Source organism: Micromonospora sp. NPDC049523 (assembly GCF_040676775.1).
Classification (GTDB): domain Bacteria; phylum Actinomycetota; class Actinomycetes; order Mycobacteriales; family Micromonosporaceae; genus Micromonospora_G.
Genome location: NZ_JBFAPP010000027.1, coordinates 84,162 through 105,923 on the forward strand (window position 1 = coordinate 84,162; position 21,762 = coordinate 105,923).

Genomic DNA, 21,762 nt, shown 5'->3' on the forward strand with positions numbered 1-21,762 from the left:
CCGCCAGTCAGACGGATGGAGCCGGCGTGATACCGAGGGCGTCGAGCAGTTCGTCCAGGGTGTCCTCCACGAACACGTTCTGCGCGACGAACGCCCCGCCGATGGCACTCTCGGATGCGGTGAGATGCGCTTCGGCGGACCAGGCAAGCGCCCTCCGGACCACCTCGTCGAGCGGCTGCGCGATCGGCGGTGCGCCGTATCCAATCGCCGTCTGCTCGTGGAGATATGCGCGCCACGAGACTCCGGCCGGCGTGAGCGCCGCTACATCCGCCAGGTCGCTGTCCAGGACATAGGCCGACAGCGCAGGCGCCCCGGTTTCGGTCACCAATTCCCGAAGCGCACCTCGGGCATCGCCGTCCAGGGTGGCGGACCGCCAGCCGCCTGCGAACACCCCCTCCTCCAGGGTGTCCACCCCCTGGACCGCTGCCAACTCCGACAGCGGCCGAACCGAACGTGCGACCACGATCCGCCCGGTGTACCCCATTCGGCTAACCCTTCAATTCCGCCGCGTTGCGACGAGAGACGTAATACGGGGGGTCCCCAGGGATGTCGGCGTACGCATCACCGGCCCGCAGCGCCGGCGCCAACACCGGAAAGATCCGTTCCGCCGCCTCCTGATCGAAGTCCCGGAAATCCTCGGTGGCCAGGAGCCAATAACCGCCACCGGCAAGCTTGTCCACCTCGACGAACGCCCCACCGGCTCGCAGGCCGTCCACACCACCGAGCCGGTCACCGACCTCTTCCGGGCAAATCGTCAACCAGGCATAGCCCCGCAACGTCCGCCGACTCTCCAGGACGGTTCTGCTCGGCCGGCCGTCAAAGACATTCTCGAACGCCGTTCGACCACTTCCCCGGTCGTAGGATATCTCGCCGTACGCCGGATTACAGTCGTCGGCGACCGTACGGACGAAGGCCAGCGTCGCCTTTTGGTACGCCGGATCGGCGAGCCAGTTCGGGTCGAATCCAACGTTGAGGAACAGCCAGCGCCCGTCGTGCTCCCGCATCTGCGGGGCGAACTCCTCGTTGAGTGCGGACGTCACGGTGAACATCGGCAGCGCATTGGGAAATCCCTCGCGATCGAGCGTCACCACGTTGAGGTCGGCGGTGAAGGGGACGTCATCCAAACCCTGCAGGAACGCGGTCCAGGATCTCAGCGAGAAGGCCTTGGCATCGTGTCGCAGCCCGCGAGGACCTCGAACGCCGGTCATGCTGTGTCCCCAGACCTCCCCGGGACGCCCATACGGGTCATGTCGCGGACGCCGACGTAGGACGTCATCGGAGAGCGGCTCGGCGACCAGCAGCGACTCGCGAAGCCGGCCACCCATCGCCTCGAACGCCCCGCCGAACCACGACCGTAGGAGCCGAGCGGTGTGACGATCGTCCGCCGCCCGTTCGACACTCAACTGGAGCTGCATCTGCCACGTCATCTGATTCGCTGGCCCTTCTCGACACCACTGAGCAGTCAATCAGGGGTTCGGCCTCGGTGGAACACGCCGGGCCGCGGCAGCGCTGACCGCGCGAGGTCCACGGGTTGCCTCGGTATGCACGATGGCCGGCGGGTGATGGTCCAGGGCGGGGGCGGGCCGGCGAGCTCCGTCGCCGGCCCGCCCCGCGACTCAGCCGATGGTCAGGTCGAGCTGCTTGCGGCCGTTCGCGGGTACCCGTACCGGGTTGCCGTCGTACCAGCCGGTCGACTTGGTCACCGGATCGGCCAGGTACCACTCCAGGTTCACCGGGCCACCGCCGACCACCCGGAATTCGTAGGCGCCGCCCTGTCCGGAAACGTCACCGACGGCGAGCAGGTCGCCGCTGGTCACGTCGCGTGCCTTCAGCCGGCCGCCGCTCCAGGCGGTGTCGCCGGGTGTGATAGTGACCGTACCGGTGACCTTGGCACCCGCCGACAGCGTGATGTCATAGGTGTTGGTCGCGCCGCTGGTGACCGGCACCGTCTCGGCCTGGAACCGGCTGCCGGTCGCGCCGGACCATTGTCGCGGCAGATCGGCGATCGGTGTGAAGAGCAGGGGCCACGCGTACGGCCCGAGGTTCCTGACCGTGTATCTGCCCCCTTCGTCCGTGCCCTCGGGAAAGAGTTCCGACCGGGGGATCTCGAAGGCCGTGGCACCGACCTCGACGTGCTCCACCGGCTGGCCGGCCGGGTCGCGCACCACACCGGTGACCGACCCGGCAGGGTCCAACTGGATCGTGCCGAGCCGAGTGGTCTTGCCCGGCTTGATCTTGATCTTGGCGGCCTGCCTCTGGTCTCCGGTACCGCCCTGCGGCGTGAACCACTGCGCCCCGTACGCGCTGCCGTCCGGCGGCTCGACGAACAGTTGGTAGGTGCCCGGCGGCAAGGTGCCGCTGGTGCCCATGCCCTGCTTGTTGGTGCAGGCGGATGCGCGCTCGCTGGTGCCACCCGTGCCTGGAAGCACGGCGTAGAAGCACACACGCTCACCCGCCGTCGTCCCCGTGGCACGGTCGACCACTCGCGCGTTGAACCGGCCGCCGATCTCGACCGGGATGGTCAGCGTGGCCCGCCCGTCGGCCGGGATGGTGACCGGCACGTCCTTCTTTCCGAGGTAGTCACTGCCGTCCGGCATGTTGAGCGTGACCGAGGTCGGGCCCGCGGCCAGTCCCGCTACGGTCACCGTCGAGCCCTCGGTGCAGAAGTCGTCGAACTTCGCGACCACCGCGACGCAGTAATTGCCGACCGGGGCGCCGGTGGTCGCGTCCACCGCGGTGACGACGAGCGAGCCACCGGTGTGCCACGTCGAGTTCACCGACGCCGAACCGCCCGCTGCCACGGTCACCTCACCACCGTCCTGGGTGAGCTCACGGGTCGAGTTGATGAGCGTGATCCGGTACGACTCCGGGAACACGCCGGTCATCTGCCACTCGCCGTCCGTACCCGTCTGGACGGTGTGGTGCTGGTGCACACCGTCGGCGATCACGTCGGCCTGCACGGAGAGCGCGGGCGCCGGCTCGCCGGTGGGCAGGGTCACCCGGCCCGAGAGCGTGGACCGCGCCGGGTGCGTCACCTCCAGCGTCCTGGTCCGTCCGGCCCGGACCGTGACCGGGACGGCGTCCTCGATCCGGAGCGTGCCAGGGGCGAAGTACTCGTCGTAGCTGAACAGGTAGTCGCCCGGCAGGAGGTCCTCGAAGGTACGGAAGCCGACGTTGGTGCCGTTCGCGAACGCGACCTTCGTGCCGCCGTGCCAGAGAGCGAACGAGTACTGGTCGACCCTGCTGCTGCCGTCCCGAAGCTCGACGCGCAACGCGCCAGTGGGCCGAAGCGAGTCGTCCACCTCGACGGACTCTCCGGAAGCGACCCGGAAGATCTTGCCCGCCGCCTCGTCGATCTTTCCGGGCACCCACTGGCGGGCATTGAGCGCGACCCGCCAGCGCCCGGCGGGCAGGGTGAGCGAGAACCGGCCGTCCGCCCCGGTGCTGGTGTCGTAGTTGCCGTCGCCGTCGACCTCGTGTGCCACGACGCTGGCGCGGGCCGGGTTGCCCTCCGCGTCGGTGATCAGCCCGGTCAGGGTGCCGGTCGGCAGGAGGCTTTCATCCACGGTCAGCGTCTGGTTGCCGCGCAGGGTGAACCTCTTGGCGGCGGCCTGGCCGTGCTCCTGGTGTGCCCACACCCGGAACGGGAACTTCACGAACTGCAGGGTGACCTCGCCGGCCGGCACATGCGTGATGGAGTAGCGGCCGTCGGCGTCGGTCGTGGCGCCCGGCGCGAAATAGGAGTACGGCTCGGTGTCGAGATAGACCGACGCCTGCGCGACCGGGTTGCCGGCTTGGTCGGTGAGTCGGCCCTGGACCGTGCCGGTCGGGACCTGACGCTCGTCGACCACCGTGGCCAGGCCCGGCACCACGGTGTAGCGCTGGGCTCCGTCCGCGTTCGGCTTGCCGGGGGCGTACTGCGAGATGGTGCCGTCCGAGAAATGGACCGTGACCGGGCCGGCCGGCACGTCGTCCATCTCGTAGCGCCCCTGCGCGTCGGTGTAGGCCGAACGCTGCCAGTGGTTGTAGGTCAGGCTGCTGGTGGAGACCGATGCGTGGACGATCGGGTTGCCGGAGCGGTCGGTGAAGACGCCGCGGACCGTGCCGGTCTGCGGCTCGAGTGGGCCGGAGATCTGGGCGGCCGACGCCGGTGTGGCCGGGACGACGAGGATCAGACCGACGGCGAGGAGGCCGGCGGGCAAGAGTCTTCTGAGCATGCGTGTCAAACCCCGCTGAGTGTTGATCCACTGAGGACGCGAGCCTATGCGGAGATCGGGCCTGCCGGGAGAGTCTGTGGGTGAACGGAAGACGATCGCGGGTGCGGGCATTCCCGGAAAAACACCGAGGCCACGACTGCACCCGGGCCGTGGGCCACCACCGGCGGCCACCATCCGTCAGTGCGGAGAGCGGTTCGTCAGTCAGCATGGGGGATTCGCGCTCGGGCACAGCCGCTCGGCAGCGGTGATGGCGATTTGCCGCAGGTCGTCGGCGGAGGTGCCGGCCCTGGGGCTCAGCACCGTGACCAGGTCACCGATTCGCAGGTACGCCGAGAGCTCACTCGACTCCCCGATCACCTCGCCGGTCGCCGCGTTCCGGATGAGGGCGTCGTGCCGTACCAGGATCGACTCGTCGCCCGCGAAGCCGCTCGCCGCGATCGGCCAGCTGTACCGACCGGTCGTCTTGACCTTGCCGTCCGAACGCTCGATCTCACCGGTCTGGGTGAAGCCGTCGCAGGACTCCATCGCCGAGCGCAGGTCGCGGAGGAAGGCCGCGGCCTCCGGTGCGGTGAGGCGGTACGCCGCCTGACCGAGGAGGAAAGGCCGGGCCGGGCGGTCGCTCTCCGTTCCCAGCAGAAGGGTCTGGCGGTGAGAATAGAGCGAACGGAGGGCGAGCAGTTCGGGGGCGCGCTGGCCGAAGCAGAGGTCGAGCATGACGTCGAACCGGATCGGTTGGAACGCGCTCTCCCCGTCGGCCTGGGTGTCCGGCCCGGCACCGACGTCCTCCGGCCGCAGCAGGGCGGACCGGCGGATCTCCACCGGGCGGGCGTCCACCGTCGGCGAGGTCGCGGTCGGCGACGGAGCCTCCCGGTCGGGCCGGCCCAGGCTAGCCGCACCGACCGTCATCGCGGTCACCAGCGCCGCGGCGGCGGCGATCACACGCTGCCGTCGGCGACCGACTCGGCGGCGCAGCTCGTCGCCGGCCGGCCAGCGCACGACGGTCAGGTCGTCCCGTACGTGGTCCATGAGGTCATGCAGCTCAGGCATCGGCGGGCTCCCCGGAATCGATGGCCAGCAGTTCGGCCAGCGCGGCTCGGCCGCGGTGCAGCCGGGCCTTGACGGTGCCGACCGGCGCGCCGGTCTCCCGCGCGACGTCGACGACCGGCATGCCGAGCAGGTAGTGCATCGCGATCGCCACCCGCTGCTCGGCCGGGAGCCGGCTCAGCGCCTGGACCACCGCGACCGTGCTGAGGCTGGGCGCGGGTACGGGGTCGGCCGCCCCGTGCAGGAGATACGCCCGCGCCCGGCCGCGGATCCGCCGCCACTGCGAGACCGCGATCCGGCGGGCCACCGTCCGCATCCAGGCCTCCGGATCGTCGTACCCACGGATGGTCGACCAGCGCTGCCAGGCCCGCATGTACGCCTCCTGGACCACGTCCTGCGCCTCTGCCAGGTCGCCGGTGAGCAGAAAGACGTACCCGAGCAGCCGCTGCCGGCTCCCCTGGTAGAACTCGTCGAACCCGGCGCCGTCCGCCAACGCACCTACCTCCGCTCGGTCGATACAAGGGGACACGCACGGCGCCGGGAACAGGTTGCCGGGCAACGCACACCAAACCCCTGACCGACCGGCCGCTGGCTTTAGGGGCCGTCAGAGCCGGCAGTTCCGTCTGCCGTGCGTGGCCGTCACTCCGCGGCCGTCACTCCGAGCCGGGCCGCGCGATGCAGGTGGTCGGCGAGCGCCGCAGCGGCCAGGGAGGCTTGTTGGGCTCGGGAGCCCCAGCCCAGCAGGTGGTGGCGGCGGGCCCAGGGGTCCTGGAGGTCGCAGACGTCGAGCGGCTGGCCCGGGTCGACAGCCCGACGCGGTACGACGGCGAGTCCCACGCCGGCGGCCACCAGGGCGATCAGGATGTTGAGGTTGGCGACGCTGGTGCGGTACCGGGGAACCGGAGTCTGGGGGTCGACGTGCTTCTCGATCCAGCGTCGCAGCGAGGACTCGGCGTCCAGCCCGACGAGAGGGTGTTCGGCGACCTCGCGGTAGGTCAACGCCGTTCGCCCCGCGAGAATCCCGTCGGCCTGGCCGATCACCACGAGAGAGTCGTCGCCGAGGGGTTCGGTCTCCAGGCCCCGGTCGAGCCCTTCGTCGTCGAGGACGATTCCCAGGTCCGCGTCGCCGTCGGCGAGCATCCGCACGATCTGCGGGGTACGGCGCTCGGAAACGGTGACGTCGACGTCGGGGTGCTCGCGGAGGAACGAGATCAGGGCCTGCGGCACGAGTCGGTGCATCGCGGAGCCCCCGGCGAGCAGGATCAGCGGAGCAGTCGGGGACCGGCTGTAGCTTGCCACGGCGCTGTCCAGCCGAGCCGTCCCGGTGAGGATCTCGCGGGCATGGCGGGCCAGGGTCGCTCCCGCCGGGGTGGGGCGTACTCCCCGGCGCCCGCGGACCAGCAGCGCCACTTTGGCCTGGTGCTCCAGGGAGCGCACCCGGGCGCTGGCCGAGGGCAGGCTCAGGTGCATCCGGCGGGCGCCCGCCGTGATGGAGCCCTCCGCCACGATGTGCAGGAAAAGCCGCAGGTCGTCCAAGTCGTACCGCACCCGGTCCAGCCTATGCCCCAGCAATAGGCTGGCTACGGCTACCGCGCATTGTGGGCCAGTGCTCGGCCCACCATGCTCGACGCGTGCCGGAGATCATGATCGTACTGCTGGCCGGGCTTGCCGCCGGAGCGCTGAACGCCGTCGGCGGTGGTGGCACCTTCGTGGCACTGCCTGCCCTGGTCGCCGTCGGCCTGCCGACCGTAACCGCGAACGCGACGGCGACCGTCGCTCTCGTACCCGGCTCGGTGGCCAGCGCCTGGGTCTACCGACGCGAGCTCACTCCGTTGGAGGCCACGTCCACGACGGCGCTCACCGTGACGAGCGTGCTGGGCGGCGGGCTCGGCGCCGGCCTGCTGCTGGCGCTACCGGGGGCCTCGTTCGACGCCGCGCTGCCATGGCTGCTCGCGTTCGGCACGGTGGTGCTCGCGTTCGGGCGCGGCATCTCCCGAGCCCTGAGTACGGCGCTGCGCCGGTCGGTAATCCTGCACCCACCCGCCGTACTGATCGGTCAGTTTCTCCTCGCGGTCTACGGCGGTTACTTCGGCGGAGCCGTAGGCATACTCATGCTGGCGCTCTGGACCATCGGGCTCGGCCTGGACACCGCGATCAGCAACCCGATGCGGATCACCCAGGTCGCCGCGATCTACCTCACCGCGACCGCGCTCTTCCTGTTCGCCTCGGACGTCCTAGACACCCCGCTTCCCCTCCTCACCATGCTGGTCGGCGCGGTGGTCGGCGGCTTCGCCGGCGCCCACCTCGCACGCCGCCTTCCCGCGCCGCTGTTGCGCGGTGTCGTGCTGACCACCGCCGCGACGATGACCGTCCTCTACTTCCTGCGCGGCTGATCGCCGGACCGGGACCGTCTTGCCGCCGAGGAGCTCTCGGCAACAGGTCGCTTGAGCCGTCGTCCGCCACGCGCTGATCCGGGAGACAGGTGCACGCGCGCCCGACATCGCATCGTCAGCGCGGCTCGCCGCGGATGGTCGGGTCCCGGAGCGGGACGGCCAGAACAATGGCTTGGCTCAGTTGCGGTGGTCGCAGGAGTGGCGGATCATCCGGCTGGGCGGCCTCGCTGTCCAGATTGCTGCAGTTGGGGCAAAGGCGCAGCAATCTGAAGGACAGGCTTCCGTGGCGACGGCCGGAAGGCACCGAAGTGCCGGGGCCAGCGGCATACCCTCACCTGGGCTGTCGCTACGGAGCGTCACTGCCGAAAGTGGACCAGATCCGTTCACAGACCGGCCCGCTGGCGGTGTCGCCAGGCCAGGCCCGCCTTGATCTGCCGGCACACATCGCGAGCGAACCCTTACGGTCCGCGTCGCGCTCGCAGCCCCTTGTGGTCGATCTCGCCTTGATGTCGTCTGTGCGACCGCCCGGGATGCCCCTTTACGGGCCGGCGCTCTCGGTTTTCTTTCTCGATGCTTTCGGTAGGGTCGGAAGCATGATCGACCTCGAGGTCACCGGCTCTGCGGCGGCAGAGCCGGTCCGCGGAGGCAGCACGGCTGATCAGCCACGCAAACGACGGGAACGTACGCGGCGCCATGCATTCGTCGCGACCGGAGTGCTCTGGGCCGTGGCGATCACCATCGTGGTGCTGTGGCGCGGCGGTGTCAATGAGTCACCGCCACCCGTCGGGGCGCCCTCGGCCTCCCCGTCCCGGTCGGACGCGCCGCTGAGCAGCGCTGACATCTACCAGACGTTACTGCCGTCGGTCGTACGGATCGAAACCACCCGCCAGCCGAGCGCGTCCAGTGGGTCGCGGATGACGGAGTCGGCCGTCGGTACCGGGGTGATCGCCAACGCGGACGGGACCATATTGACCGCGGCGCACGTCGTCGCCTCCGCCACCACCATCCAGATCAGCTACGCCGACGGCAGCCGGACGACCGCGGTGGTGGCGGACGCGGACGAGGCGACCGACATTGCCACGCTCACGCCACGGGAGCTTCCCGAGACGTTGGTACCCGCCGTACTCGGTGGCGCAACGACCGTCGGTGACGAGGTGGTCGCGATTGGCAATCCGCTCGGGCTGTCCATGAGCACCAGCGCCGGTGTCGTCTCCGGCCTGAACCGGCAGGTGGGCGACACACCCGGCCTCATCCAGTTCGATGCGGCGGTCAACCCGGGCAGTTCCGGCGGGCCGCTGATCAGCAACCGTGGTCAGGTCATCGGCATCGTCGTCTCCCTGGCGAACCCGACAGACGCCGGCACGTTCATCGGCATCGGCTTCGCCGTTCCGATCGGCACCGCAATCGCCGCTGGCCGAGAGGGCAACGGCCCTGCCGGCCCACCGTTGTAGAAAAGGATGCTCGGATGAACGGCAATGACGCCCTACCTGCTTCGGCCGGCCCGATCGAGAAGGTGCTGTACGAGGTCAAGAAGACCGTCGTGGGCCAGGACCTGCTGCTCGAGCGGATGATCGTGGCTCTGCTGGCGCGCGGGCACATCCTGGTCGAGGGCGTACCCGGCCTCGCCAAGACGCTCGCGGTGAAATCCCTCGCCGAGGCGATCGGCGGGCAGTTCCATCGGGTCCAGTTCACTCCCGATCTCGTGCCCGCGGACATCGTCGGCACCCGCATCTATCACCAGCCGACCGGCGAGTTCCAGGTCCAAGTCGGGCCCGTCTTCACCAACCTGCTGCTCGCGGACGAGATCAACCGGGCACCGGCCAAAGTACAGAGCGCCCTCCTGGAGGTGATGCAGGAGCGCCAGGTCACCATCGGCCGCGAGACCCACAGGGTGCCCAACCCCTTCCTGGTCATGGCGACCCAGAACCCGATCGAGAACGAAGGCGTCTACCCACTGCCCGAGGCGCAGGTCGACCGGTTCATGATGAAGGTGCTGGTCGGCTACCCGACGCAGAGCGAGGAGTTCGTGGTCGTCCAGCGGGCACTCGCCCCGGGCGCGGCGCTGCAGCGGATCATCGACCCGGAAACGCTGTCCGGCCTCCAGCAGGCCGCCGACCGGGTGTACGTGGACCCGTCACTGATCGAGTTCGCGGTGAGTCTGGCCCACGCCACCCGTGACCCCGCCCGGGTCGGCCTGAGCGACCTGACGCGCTACATCACGTTCGGTGCCAGCCCGCGCTCGTCGATCAGCCTGGTGCTCGCCGCACGCGCCCTCGCGTACGTCCGCGGCCGGGAGTACGCGGTCCCGGAAGACCTGACCGACCTCGCCCTGGACGTGCTACGGCACCGGCTGGTCCTCTCCTACGAGGCGCTGTCGGACGACCTCACCCCGGACGACATCCTGGCGAAGATCCTGGCGAACACGCCGGTACCCGAGCCGGCCGGTCGAGGTCGCTGACCCATGCCCGGGGCTCCCGAACGCCTGCTGCGGCGTCTGGAATGGCGGCTCAGCCGTCGTCTCGACGGACGACTACAGGGCAACTATCGTACGGTTTGGCACGGTGCCGGGATCGACTTCACCGACCTGCGGGTGTACACCCCGCAGGACGACGTCCGGCACATCGACTGGAACGTCACCGCGCGCCTCGACGAGCCCTTCGTCCGGCAGTACACCGAGGACCGGGAGATGACCACCTGGCTGGTCGTCGACCGATCCGCCTCGATGCGCACCGGGCGCGACACCGGAAAGGCCGGCACCGCCACCGAACTCGCGGTGAGTCTGGCCCGGCTGATCACCACGGGTGGCAACCGGATCGGCGCGATCCTCTTCGACAATCATGTGCACCGGGTCGTGCCCGCGCGTACCGGGAGGAACCAGGTGCTGCGCATCGCGCGCGACCTGTTGGAGCCGTCGCCGCAGGTCGGCGGCGACGGATCCACCACCGATCTGTCGGCGATGCTGCGCCTGGCCGCGGCCACCACCGCCAAGCGGCGCAGCCTGATTTTCGTGATCTCCGACTTTTTCGGCGACGCGGGCTGGGAACACCCCCTGGGCTTGCTCTCGCACCGGCATGAGGTTGTGGTGCTCCGCATCGCCGACCTCGCCGAGCTGGACCTGCCCGACCTGGGCCTGATACTGGTCGAGGACGCCGAGACCGGCGAGCAGCTCCTGGTCGACACCAGCGACCCGCTGCTGCGCGGCCGCCTCACCGAGCAGGTCGCGGCGCGCGAGACCGATCTGGCCGAACGGATGCGCCAAGCCGGCGTCGACGCCCATCGGATCACCACCGACCAGGACCTGCCCGCGACGCTGCTCGACCTGGTCCGTCGATCCGGAAGGAGGTCCCGGTGAGCTTCGGCCATCCCCTCGTGCTGATCCCGGCCGTTCTGGTCACCGCGGCGGCGGTCGCCGGCTACGTCGTGCTCCAGCGGCGGCGCACGGCCGCACTCGCCGCGGCGGGGTTCGGCCGGCTCGCGGGCGGCGGTACACGACGCCACCTCCCGTACGTCCTGCTGCTCGCCGCCCTGCCGATCCTGCTCACCGGCCTGGCCCGACCGGCGGCCGAGCTCTCCGTGCCGCATGTCTCCGGCACCGTCATCCTCGCCTTCGACGTGTCCAACAGCATGAAAGCCACCGACGTCACCCCCAGCCGGCTCGGCGCCGCGCAGACGGCCGCGAAGCAGTTCGTCGACGGGCAACCCGAGTCGGTCGACATCGGCGTACTCCTCTTCGGCGAACAGGCGCTGCTCACCCAGGCTCCCACCGACGACCGACTCGCCACGCAGGCAGCGATCGACCGGGCCACGGCCAGCGGCGGCACCTCCCTCGGCCAAGCCATCCTGGTCGGACTGGGTGCCATCACCGGCAAGCCGGTCAGCCTGCCCGCCGATGCAGACGCCGACCCGGACACCGCGGCCCCGGCCAACGAACTCGGCTACTGGCCGTCCGCCACCATCGTGATCTTCTCCGACGGGCAGGAAACCGGCGGCCCCGACGTGACGCAGGCCGCGGAACTCGCGGCGGGAGCCGGCGTACGCGTACAGACCGTCGGCGTCGGCACCGCCGAGGGTGCGACCGTGGAGGTGGACGGCTATCAGCTCGGCACCGCCCTGGACGAGTCGTTGCTGACCGCGGTCGCGCAGACCACCGGCGGCGCGTACCAGCAGGCCGGCAACACGGAGGCGCTGATCGACACCACCAGGTCGATCGACCTGCGGCTGACCACCAGGACGGAACCGATCGAGCTGACCGCGCCGTTCGCCGCGGCCGCACTGCTGTTACTGGTGATCGGCAGCCTCCTGAACACCCGCTGGCACGGAAGGATTGTCTGATGTCGCTCAGCTGGCCGTGGGCGCTGCTCACGCTACTGGTCGTGCCGTTACTGCTCGCGGCGCGTTGGTGGCTCAACCGGCGTCGTAAGCGCACCGCGGTCACCGTCTCCAGCATCGCGTTGATCCGCGCCGCCGTTCCGGGCCGCAGTGCGTGGCGACGCAGGATTCCCGTCGCGCTCTTCCTCGCTGGCCTGCTCGTCCTCGCCGCGGGCCTGGCTCGCCCCCACGCGCAGGTTGCCGTACCTCGCGCCGACTCCTCGATCCTGCTGGCCATCGACGTGTCCGGGTCGATGTGTGCCACCGACGTCGCACCCAACCGGCTGTCGGCCGCCAGCGACGCCGCCCGCGCGTTCATCGAGGACAGCGACGACGACACCCGGATCGGGCTGGTCGCGTTCTCCGGCATCGCCGCTCTGATCGTCGCGCCCACCACCGAGAAGCAGCGGCTGACCGACGCGATCGACGGCTTCCGTACGTCTCGTGGGACGGCCATCGGTCAGGCAATACTCACCTCGATCGACGCGATCGCCGAGGACAACCCGGACGTCGCGAAGACCGGCGTGGACCTCGACCCCGCCGCCCCGACCGACTTCCGACCGGACACCATCGTCGTGCTCACCGACGGTTCCAACACCACCGGTGTCGACCCGGTCACTGCCGCTCAGCAGGCCGCCGCCCGCCACCTGCGGGTCTTCACCATCGGCTTCGGCACGACCAGCCCGACACGCATGGTGTGCAGACCCGATCAGGTCACCGGCGACGCGTTCCGCGGCGGTCCGGACCCGGGATTCTCCGGGCGCGGCGGATACCGCGACCCGTCCGGCTTCCGCCAGTCCCTCCAGATGGACGAGCAGGCGCTGACCGAGGTCGCCGATACCACCGGCGGCAGGTACTTCCGGGCCGAGGACGCCGACCAGCTCTCCGAGGTGCTCTCCGGCCTGCCCAGCGCGATCGGCCTGCACCGGCAGCAGACCGAGACCACGGTCTGGTTCGTTCTCGCCGGAACGATGCTGGTGTTCGCTGGCGCCGGTCTCTCCCTGTGGTGGAACCGGGGACAGCCGCCGAGGATCCGACGACCGGACGAGGCGTCCCCATCAGCAGGTGGGCAGGCTGCGGCCGCGCCGGCCCCGTGGCATCCGCCGCGGTGACGGTCGCCTGGCACACCGATCCACGGCTCGCCGATAGGTTTGACCGGTACGCGTGCTCAACGAAACAGCACCCGGATAGTCGAGCAGAGCGTGCTGATCGCGACGGCGGCCTCGAACCGTCTGCGGTGCCCGAAACGGTCAACGTGCGGGCGATGCACGGGCCCGCGACGGAGTAGGTTCCAAACGCCGCCGCGCCTCGAAAGACCGAGGAGTCGACGGCGTTTGCCCCCGCAGGACCCGGCCGGCGGAGTCCCCCGAAGAGACTTCCGCCGGCCGTCATCACGGCTGCCCGTCCTAGGCCTGTCACTCGGGCAGCCTGCCAGCACCTGGGATCACCAGTACGGCGTGAACTTCTTCATGGCGGCCACCTCCTCGCGGTCATCGGCGCTGAGCCAGAGCCAACCATCGGCGAGTTGACAGCTACTGAACTCGGCGCCCTCCGCGAAGGAAGAGGCTCTTCAGTGGGCGGTGGCAGTGTCTGGGCGACATCGTGTCGAACCGAGACCGGGACCGGGAGGAACGCCACGCCATGCGGACGCTGCTGCGCAATCGAGAGTTCCGCGCCATCGCCGTTACCGAGCTGCTGTCGGTGCTCGGCGATCAACTCGCCCGGGTGGCGCTGGCCCTGCTGGTCTTCGGACGTACCGGATCCGCCGGGCTCAGCGGCCTGACCTACGCGCTGACGTACCTGCCGACCGTCGCGGGCGGCATCCTGCTCTCGTCGGTGGCCGACCGTAGGCCCCGTCGTGAGGTCCTGGTGGTGATCGACGGAATCCGGGCAGTGGTCGTCCTTTCCATGGCGGTTCCCGGAACCCCGCTGCCGTTGCTGTGCGGCCTGGTGGCAACGTCGGCGTTGCTGAGCGGCCCCTACCAGGCGGCTCGCCTAGCGCTGCTGCGCGACATCCTGCCGCAGGAGCAGTACGGCGCCGGGATGGCGCTGCGGCAGTCGTTGAACCAGGGCGCGACGCTGGCCGGATTCGCCTCCGGTGGTTTCCTTGCCACCGCCTTCGCCCCCACCACCTGTCTGATCGTCGATGGCATCACCTTCGCCGTGTCGGCGCTCGTTGTCCTGCTGTTCGTCCGACGCCGCCCGGCTGCCGCAGCGGCCGGTCAGCCGACGGCCGTCACATCGACGTTCCGCCTCATCTGGCGATCGCCGGCCCTGCGCGCGATCTTCCTGATGACCTTCTCGGCCCTGTTCCTCATCGCCCCGGAGGCGCTCGCTGTGGCGCTCGCCGCCGAGGTGGGCCTCAGCCCGCGGTGGGTCGGACTGTTCATGGCCTCGGCCGGGCTGTTCGCCGTGGTGGTCCTGTGGCTCTTCGCCACGTACGTCGCCGCGGCCCACTACCCGAAGGCGTTCCCGGTCGCGTGCATCGCGCCCGGTCTGCCGCTGTTAGCCGTCGCGGCGCTGGAAAACCCGTACCTGATCATGCTGGTCTTCGGTCTCAGCGGCGCGGCGTGGGCGGTGCTCATCGTCATCTCGGTGTCCACGTTCGCGGAGCTGCTTGCCGCCGACCAGCGGGCCCGGGGGCTGGGCATCGCGGCGTCCACGAACCTCACCGCACACGGACTCGGCGCCGCCCTCGCCGGGCTGATCGCCGACCTGACCGGCGTCGCGGCGGCCATCAGCCTTCTCGGGCTTGCGAGCATTCTCTTCGCCGTGCTGCCCGTTGTGCTTTGGCGCCGCGCAGAAAGCGACGTCGCTCCGTCGTCCCCAGCCGGGCTGGTGCCGCACCAGTCCTGACAACGCCGGTGCGGCGACCACCGCGGCGTCGACCAGCCGTATCGGGTGTTCTGCAAACTATCTGGTGGACCTGGTCGAGCAGCCCACACCCGGCTGGGCACTTTCACATGCGAGATTTGAGGACGTCGACCTCGCAGCCCGGGGCGAACGGGTCGAAGCCGTGTTCGGCGAGCCAGCGGACGTTGAGGAGGCTGCGGAGGGACCACCAGGCGCGGATGGCGGCAGGGTCGGCGGCAGGGCCGTAGCCGGCGAGGACGTCGGCGAGGCGGTCCTCGTGGCCCAGCGTCAGCGTGGCGAGGTCGAACATCGGGTCGCCATGGCCGGCCTCGGACCAGTCGAGCACCCCGGTAACCCGATCGCCGTCGGTGAAGACGTGGGTGATCTGGAGGTCACCGTGGGAGAACACCGGGGTGAAAGGTCGGAAAGCGGCCTCGGCGACCTCACGGTTTCGCGCGACCAGCCCGGCGGGGAGTACGCCGTTCGCGACGAGCAGTTCACACTCGGATTCCAGCTCCGCCCGGACCAGCGGGTCGGCGCTGCGGCCGGAGCGCGCGGGTAGCGGCGCATCGTGCAGGGTGCGGACGGCGGCACCCGCGGCGGCCCAGGCGGCAGGCGGGGCGGGCGACGGCTCGCCGAGGCAGCCGAGGGCCTTGCCGGGGAGGGCGCCGAGCGCTATCACCGACGGTTTGCGCCACAGGATCGGGGCCGTCGGGATCGGCGCCAGGGCCATCGACTCGGCCTCGGCGTCCAGGCGTGCCGGGTCGGCGTCCACCTTGAGGAAGACGTCGCCGACGCGCAGCGTCACCCGCTCGGAGTGAGCAACCACCACCTGAACCTCGTCCACGCGGGCCAGTATCGCGGAAAGTCCGCGCGGCGGCGCGCGCTTTGTCACCCGGGCGCCCACCACCGGCGTACGGGAAAGTCGGTTCAAGGCTCAAAAGCTGGTAGCACGACCTGCTGAATGGATGGTGGGTGCCAGTGCCGCGGGCCCGTCGTGTCGGCTGCGAAAAATCGCTGTCCGGTTGTCGGGGCGCACTGGTAGAAAGCCGGAGTGCAAAAGACTTTGACGTTCTCTGAGCAGCTGCGGCTCATCGACGAACGGTCGAACGCCTTCCGCGTCGCGGTCGCCGCAGCGCCCAGCCTCGACATGCAGGTGCCGACCCATCCCGAGCGGACGCTGTTCGATCTCGTGCAACACGTGGGCATGGGCCGCCGCAAAGCAACCGCCGTCGTCGCTGCAGGGCCCGCAGACGGTCCCCCAGAGAAGTCTGCGTGGGAGGGTAGCACGGGTGCGCCTCGGGAACGCGACGCCCTACTCGCCTGGTGGACCGAGTCCATCGAGCAACTAGCGAGCACGCTGCGCGAGGCCGGCCCGGATCGCGATTGTTGGACCTGGTGGGGCGACTCGCAGTCGCCGCAAACCTCTGGCGCCTGGGCGCGGCGCCAACTTCACGAGATCGCGGTGCACACCTACGACGCCCAGCTCACCGTGGGTGTCCCGCAGCCGCTACCGGACGAGGTCGCCCTCGACGGTTTTGACGACTGCCAGTTCACCCTCTGCTCGACAACGGTCGCCTGGCCGCACGAACCCGCCGTCGTCGATTACCACGCCACCGAGGGCCGGTCCTGGCGCCTTTGGCTTTCCCACGACGGCGCACGGGCCGCCCGCCTCCCCAGGCCCGCTGCCGACGAGGACCCGGACACCCCCGACGCCTCCGCCGAGGGCACGGCCAGCGACCTGGTCCTGGTCTTCTACAACCGCATACCGCTGGATTCCCTGAAGTTGGAAGGCGACCGCCACATCTTCGACCAGCTCATCGCCTGGGACCCGTCGGTGTAACAACGATCCCTTTCATCCCGTGCGGCTCTGTGGACGCAAGGATGTTTCCGGCCTGACCTACTGGGCGTTGTGCCTGGTAAGGAGGGTGCCATGAGGACTGCGACACTGGCCGATGTGACCCGACGGAGGTCAGGGCCGAGCGGTCGGCCGCGTCGGCAGCGCCTCCACCGTACGGGCGACGTCGTCCACCGGAAAGCACACCATGACCACGACCGTGGCCCGCGGCGCCATCCCGGATGCACCCCGACGATCCGTCGCCGAGCACGCCGCTACGAGAGCGCGCGGCCCCGGACCAGGCCCCGCGGCGCGAAACCAGCGGGGTCGGGCTGCTACCTGGTCAGCCTCGCTCGGGCGTCCTCGGCGTCGGGATGGTCGAGCGCGTCGAGGACGGCCAGCGCCTCCTGCCAGGCGAGCCGCGCCTCGGTCCCCCGGCCGCCCGCCTCGTGACAGTCGCCGATGTGGAGGAGGATTATCGCCTCCGCGTAGCGATGGCCAAGTTCACGCAGCATGGCCAACGAGCGTTGATGGCAGGCGCTGGCCTCATCTTCGTGCCCGAGCTTGTGGTGGGCCTGGCCCAGGCTGTCCCAGGTGTACGCCTGACCGGACCGGTTGCCGACCGCCTCGAACAGTGCCAACGCCTGCGTGCAGGCGGCCAGCGCCTGGTCGTAATCGCCGGTGAGGTAGTGGTTCCAGCCGATGTCGTTGAGTGCCGCCGCCTCACGGTCACGATCGTTCCCAGCCCGGAACAGCGCCAGCGCGCGCTCGATCTCGGCCATCGCCGCGGCACCGCGGTCGAGGTTGTTCAACACGGCGGCAAGACCGAGGTGGATCCCTCCCTGGCGGACGGGGTCGGGGTCGGGGCCCAGGTCGATGGCGCGCTGATAGAGCTGGATCGCCCCGTCATGGTCACCCATCTGCGTCAGGGCGCCGCCGAGGCACGAGAAGGCAGCGCGCAGGGCATCCGGCTCGCCGAGACGCCCAGCGGCTCGAACAGCCGTCTCCTGCAGGCCCACCCATAGCCGTATGAGGCCCCGCCGCCGCAGGTAGTTCTCCAGGATCGCCGCGTACGCGATGGTGTGACGGTCGAGTTCGGCGGCCTCGACCTGTCTCGCGACGGCGATGAGGTTGGCCACCTCCGCATCGAACCAGGCCAGCGCTAGTTGCTCGTCGGCCGGCGCGACGACGGACACGCCCGGCCCGGCCGGCGGCGGCTCGACCGGCGAGTGTTTGGCCTTGCCGAACTGCCGGTTCGCCGTATCGGCGCTGTGCACGTGGTGGTCGATGAGGCGCCGGGTGGCGCGGCGACGGTCGTCGGCGGTGTCGAGGCGCCCGGCTAGGTCGGCGGCGTAGGCACGGAGCAGGTCGTGGAACGCGAACCGGCCCGGCCGATGCTCGCCGATGAGGTTCGCCCCGGCAAGCTCGGCCAGCAGTGGCCGGACCTGGGCGACCGTTAGCCCGCAGACACTGGCGGCGGCTGGCACGGTCAGATCCGGTCCCAGGTGCAGGCCGAGCCGCCGGAACAGAGTCGCCGTGGGTTCGCGCAACGCGGCGTACGAGCAGTCGAACACGGACCGCACATCGCTGGCCGCGTCGGTCCCACCGAGGGCGTCGAGCGGTGTCTGTGCCTCGCGCATCTCCTCGACCAGCCCGGCCAGTGGGAGTTCGGGCCGTACCGCCGCCCGAGCCGCGGTGACCGCGAGCGCGAGCGGGAGACGCGCGCAGCGGGTGATGATCTCCGTGACAGCCTCTGGCTCCGCCGAGAGCCGTGCTGGTCCGAGCCGGCGCGTCAGAAGGTCGTAAGCCTCGTCCGGGTCGAGCACGTCGATGGCGATCGGCTCTGCGCCGTCCAGGGCGACCAAGCCGGTGAGCTGGTCCCGGCTGGTCACCAGGACGAAGCTGCCCGAGGCGCTTGGCAACAACGGCCGGACCTGGCTGGCGTCCCGGGCGTTGTCGAGGACGACCAGCACCCGCCGGCCGGCCAGCTCACTGCGATACTGGACGACGAGGCTTTCCACTGTCGCGGACAGACTCTGCGCGGGTACGCCCAGGGCTGTCAGGAACCCACGCAGGACCTCGTCGGGCCGCGCCACCGCTCCGGTGGGATCGAAGCCCCGGAGATTGGCGTAGAGCTGGCCGTCCGGGAATCTCGCCGCCACCGAATGAGCCCAGTGCACAGCCAGGGAGGTCTTGCCCACGCCCGCTGTTCCCACAATGGTTGCCACCGCCGCCGAGGCGCCCGTCACGTCGGCGAGCAGCCCATCCAGCTGCTTGAGCGGAAGGGCCCGACCGACGAACCGGCTCACGTCGGTCGGCAGCTGACGTGGTACCCCGCCGGGTCGGACCCGGGCTGCCACGACGCTCGGCGCCACGGGCTCGACGATGTCGGGGCCGGGGGCGTGCAGCAGGACGTCGGGTTCCTCGCGCGTTTCGTCGCCTAGCCCGACCAGTTCTGTCTGCCGCGCCAGCGTGGGGTCGGCCCCACGCTCCGTGCTGGCAATGGTCGGCGCCGTCGGGGTTTGGGTCAGTACTCGTAGGTGCGCGGCCTGTAGCGGCGCACTAGGGTCGATGCCGAGCTCCTCGGCGAGGCGGTCACGGACCGCGTGGAACACCGACAATGCCTCCGCCAGCCGTCCAGCGGCGCCCAGGGCGGTGATGAGGCTGGCCTGTACGGGCTCGTGGAACAGTGCCATCGACGCGGCCAACTGAAGCGGCAGGATCACCCGCTCCGGTTGGCGTAACGACACGGCCAGTTCGGCAGCCGCCGTGCATACGGTGTGGAACTCGTCGTCGAGGGCGGCCAGTACCGGAGTCGCCGAGCCGTCGACAAACCCGGCTCCTGCGTGGCCCTTCCAAAGACCGAGCGCCTCGACATAACAGTCGAGCGCCAGGTCGCGAGCCTGCCGGGCGAGAGCGGCGTGGGCGGCATCGAGGAGCTTCCGGAACGACACGAGGTCCAGCACGTCGGGACCGGCGGTGAACACGTACGCGTTACCGCGGCGGTGCAGGTACCTACCGGGTGACCGTACGGGCACCGTGGGTTCAAGCAACCGCCGCAGCGTCCCGATGTACTTCTGGATCACGTTCAGCGCGCTTGCGGGGGCGTCGTCTGCCCAGATCAGGTCGATCAGTTCGCCCGTGCTGACCGGCTCGCCCACGCGAGCCACCAGCAGCGCCAACACCTGCGCCTGTTGTCTGGGGCCGGCGTCCAGCTCGACGCCGCCGCGCCAGAGGCGCAACGGACCAAGGATCTGTACGCGCAGCGAACCGGCTTCGGCCCGCAGGTCATCGTCGTCACGCCAAACGGGGTGCGCTGGCTCGGCCACGTCTGCCGCCTCCCGGATGACCTATACACACTGTCCGTTTGCGACCTTCTCCGGCCGGAGCACCGAGTCTACTGATTTGGTCTAGAACCGTTGCGGGAATTGGTCTGTGTCGTCGAGGTCGAGCTGGCCGTACCAGAACCTGCGTCGTCTCCTACGCGTCCTCGCGAGCAGACCGGAGACGCCAGCGGCGAGTTCGCCCTTCCGACGCTGACCGGCGTACGCCACCGCAGCCGACGTCTCCACGCCGAAAACGTAGATCACCCACGGTGACCGCCAGATAAGCCGATGAGTGGTCCGATTTGGGCAGCTTGACGGGCATCCGACGCATACTCGGTATGCAATGCTGGCCGATGTCCAACCAGGACCTGACATCCACCGGATGTCGACACGGGGAGGTTTGTGTTGCTGCTGACAAGGAGACTGACCGCAGTCGTACTGGGGGTCGGGTTGGTGCTGGGCACCGGCTCGGCCGGTGCGGCCGCACCCGTTCCGGCGGCGGGCCAGCCGCCGACCGCAGAGCCGGCCCGACCCGCACAGACCGGGCCGATCACGGTCACTCTGCGGACCGGTGACCGGATCACGCTCGCCTCGGCCGACGAGCGGACCGCTTCGGTGCAGCCGGGCAAGGGGCGCGAGAAGATCCAGTTCGCCACCAGCCGTGAGTCGGACGGGCTGTACGTGATCCCACGGGACGCCGCCCCGCTGATCCGGTCCGGGCAACTCGACCGGCGACTGTTCAACGTCACCGGGCTGGTGCAGGCCCGCTACCACGATTCCGCACGCGACAACCTGCCGCTGATCGTGACCCACCGTCCCGGCGCGGTCGCCTCGACCACCGGCACGCTGCGGGGCGCGGGTGCGCGGGTCACCCGGGAACTGCCGGCGATCGGCGGAGCCGCGGTCACCGCCGCCAAGGACCACGCCGGCGCCTTCTGGGCCAGCGTCACGACCGGCCGGGACGGTGTCCGTACCGCCACTGCCGGTGGGATCGAGAAGATCTGGCTGGACGGCAAGCGGCAACTGACCCTGGACCACAGCGTGCCGCAGATCGGCGCGCCCGCCGCGTACCAGGCGGGTTACACCGGCAACGGGGTCACCGTCGCGGTGCTCGACACCGGGGTCGACGTGAACCATCCCGACCTGGTCGGACGGGTTGCCGAGGCGCGGAACTTCAGCGAGGCGGCCGATGCCGAGGACCTGATCGGGCACGGTACGCACGTCGCCTCGATCATCGCCGGCAGCGGCGCCGCCTCCGGGGGCAAGTACCGGGGCGTCGCGCCCGACGCCACCCTGGTCTCCGGCAAGGTCTGCGAGGACTCCGGCTGCAGCGAGTCGGCGATCCTGGCCGGTTTGCAATGGGCGGCTGTGGAGAAGCGGGCCGACGTGGTGAACGTCAGCCTCAGCGGCACCGACCAGCCGGGGATCGATCCGCTCGAGGAGGCGGTGAACGTCCTCACCGCGCAGACCGGCACGCTCTTCGTGGTCGCCGCGGGGAACAACTACTCGGACGCCTCGGTCGGCTCGCCGGGCAGCGCCGACGCCGCCCTGACCGTCGGCGCGGTGGACCGCGACGACAAACTCGCCGACTTCTCCAGCCGCGGCCCCCGGGTCGGCGACGACGCCGTCAAGCCGGACATCACCGCCCCCGGCGTCGAGATCGTCGCGGCCAAGGGCGCCGGCACCGAACTCGGCGCCCCGGTCGGCGAGCACTACGTGACCCT

18 protein-coding genes are annotated in these 21,762 nt (G+C 70.1%); 9 read left to right on the forward strand and 9 right to left on the reverse strand.

Annotation, left to right across the window (positions count from 1 at the left end; translation table 11 throughout):
- Positions 1-7 precede the first annotated feature (7 nt).
- The 6 genes from AB0J90_RS30825 to AB0J90_RS30850 all read right to left on the reverse strand — a co-directional run bounded on the left by AB0J90_RS30825 (position 8) and on the right by AB0J90_RS30850 (position 6,809).
- Positions 8-412 (reverse strand): hypothetical protein, encoded by a 405-nt coding sequence (locus tag AB0J90_RS30825; RefSeq protein WP_363601871.1) that lies wholly within the window; start codon positions 410-412, stop codon positions 8-10.
- Between the two features lie 76 nt (positions 413-488).
- On the reverse strand, positions 489-1,415 hold the full coding sequence (locus AB0J90_RS30830; RefSeq protein ID WP_363601873.1) for a hypothetical protein: 927 nt from the start codon (positions 1,413-1,415) through the stop codon (positions 489-491).
- A 201-nt stretch (positions 1,416-1,616) separates the two neighbouring features.
- A complete protein-coding gene (locus AB0J90_RS30835; RefSeq protein ID WP_363601875.1) occupies positions 1,617-4,217 on the reverse strand; it encodes a carboxypeptidase-like regulatory domain-containing protein in 2,601 nt (866 codons plus the stop codon).
- A 201-nt stretch (positions 4,218-4,418) separates the two neighbouring features.
- Positions 4,419-5,264 (reverse strand): hypothetical protein, encoded by an 846-nt coding sequence (locus AB0J90_RS30840; RefSeq protein WP_363601877.1) that lies wholly within the window; start codon positions 5,262-5,264, stop codon positions 4,419-4,421.
- The gene (locus tag AB0J90_RS30845; RefSeq protein ID WP_363601879.1) at positions 5,257-5,754 is read right to left on the reverse strand and encodes a SigE family RNA polymerase sigma factor; all 498 of its coding nucleotides are present in this window, start codon (positions 5,752-5,754) and stop codon (positions 5,257-5,259) included. The genes AB0J90_RS30840 and AB0J90_RS30845 overlap by 8 nt, the downstream gene beginning before the upstream one ends.
- Before the next feature lie 146 nt (positions 5,755-5,900).
- Positions 5,901-6,809 carry a LysR family transcriptional regulator gene (locus AB0J90_RS30850; protein ID WP_363601881.1) on the reverse strand — a complete coding sequence of 303 codons (909 nt, stop codon included), beginning with the start codon at positions 6,807-6,809 and terminating at the stop codon, positions 5,901-5,903.
- An 83-nt stretch (positions 6,810-6,892) separates the two neighbouring features.
- On the opposite strand from AB0J90_RS30850, the gene AB0J90_RS30855 reads away from it, so the two are divergent.
- The 7 genes from AB0J90_RS30855 to AB0J90_RS30885 all read left to right on the forward strand — a co-directional run bounded on the left by AB0J90_RS30855 (position 6,893) and on the right by AB0J90_RS30885 (position 14,878).
- Positions 6,893-7,654, forward strand: a complete 762-nt coding sequence (locus tag AB0J90_RS30855) for a sulfite exporter TauE/SafE family protein (protein WP_363601883.1) — start codon at positions 6,893-6,895, stop codon at positions 7,652-7,654.
- Positions 7,655-8,022: 368 nt separating this feature from the next.
- On the forward strand, positions 8,023-9,105 hold the full coding sequence (locus AB0J90_RS30860) for a trypsin-like peptidase domain-containing protein (RefSeq protein WP_363601885.1): 1,083 nt from the start codon (positions 8,023-8,025) through the stop codon (positions 9,103-9,105).
- 14 nt (positions 9,106-9,119) lie between these two features.
- Positions 9,120-10,112, forward strand: coding sequence for a MoxR family ATPase (locus AB0J90_RS30865; RefSeq protein ID WP_363601887.1), 993 nt, complete (start codon positions 9,120-9,122; stop codon positions 10,110-10,112).
- 3 nt (positions 10,113-10,115) lie between these two features.
- Complete coding sequence (locus AB0J90_RS30870; RefSeq protein WP_363601889.1) at positions 10,116-11,006, forward strand: DUF58 domain-containing protein; 891 nt, start codon at positions 10,116-10,118, stop codon at positions 11,004-11,006.
- Positions 11,003-11,986, forward strand: coding sequence for a VWA domain-containing protein (locus AB0J90_RS30875; protein WP_363601891.1), 984 nt, complete (start codon positions 11,003-11,005; stop codon positions 11,984-11,986). The genes AB0J90_RS30870 and AB0J90_RS30875 overlap by 4 nt, the downstream gene beginning before the upstream one ends.
- Entirely contained in the window at positions 11,986-13,134 is a 1,149-nt protein-coding gene (locus AB0J90_RS30880; RefSeq protein ID WP_363601893.1) for a VWA domain-containing protein, read from the forward strand. Before AB0J90_RS30875 ends, AB0J90_RS30880 begins: the two co-directional genes overlap by 1 nt.
- A 490-nt stretch (positions 13,135-13,624) precedes the next feature.
- Positions 13,625-14,878, forward strand: coding sequence for an MFS transporter (locus AB0J90_RS30885; protein WP_363601895.1), 1,254 nt, complete (start codon positions 13,625-13,627; stop codon positions 14,876-14,878).
- 103 nt (positions 14,879-14,981) lie between these two features.
- On the opposite strand, the gene AB0J90_RS30890 is transcribed toward AB0J90_RS30885, so the two are convergent.
- Complete coding sequence (locus tag AB0J90_RS30890) at positions 14,982-15,722, reverse strand: phosphotransferase (RefSeq protein WP_363601897.1); 741 nt, start codon at positions 15,720-15,722, stop codon at positions 14,982-14,984.
- Positions 15,723-15,929: 207 nt separating this feature from the next.
- Between AB0J90_RS30890 and AB0J90_RS30895 the strand changes: the two genes are divergently transcribed.
- On the forward strand, positions 15,930-16,718 hold the full coding sequence (locus tag AB0J90_RS30895; RefSeq protein WP_363601899.1) for a maleylpyruvate isomerase N-terminal domain-containing protein: 789 nt from the start codon (positions 15,930-15,932) through the stop codon (positions 16,716-16,718).
- Between the two features lie 329 nt (positions 16,719-17,047).
- Here the strand turns inward: AB0J90_RS30895 and AB0J90_RS30900 are convergent, their stop codons facing one another.
- Together AB0J90_RS30900 and AB0J90_RS30905 are read right to left on the reverse strand one after the other, a co-directional pair.
- A complete protein-coding gene (locus AB0J90_RS30900) occupies positions 17,048-20,041 on the reverse strand; it encodes a BTAD domain-containing putative transcriptional regulator (RefSeq protein ID WP_363601901.1) in 2,994 nt (997 codons plus the stop codon).
- A gap of 81 nt (positions 20,042-20,122) precedes the next feature.
- A complete protein-coding gene (locus tag AB0J90_RS30905; RefSeq protein ID WP_363601903.1) occupies positions 20,123-20,284 on the reverse strand; it encodes a hypothetical protein in 162 nt (53 codons plus the stop codon).
- Between the two features lie 156 nt (positions 20,285-20,440).
- Between AB0J90_RS30905 and AB0J90_RS30910 the strand changes: the two genes are divergently transcribed.
- Positions 20,441-21,762, forward strand: a 1,322-nt coding sequence (locus tag AB0J90_RS30910) for a S8 family serine peptidase (protein WP_363601905.1), incomplete at its 3' end; no start/stop codon positions are given.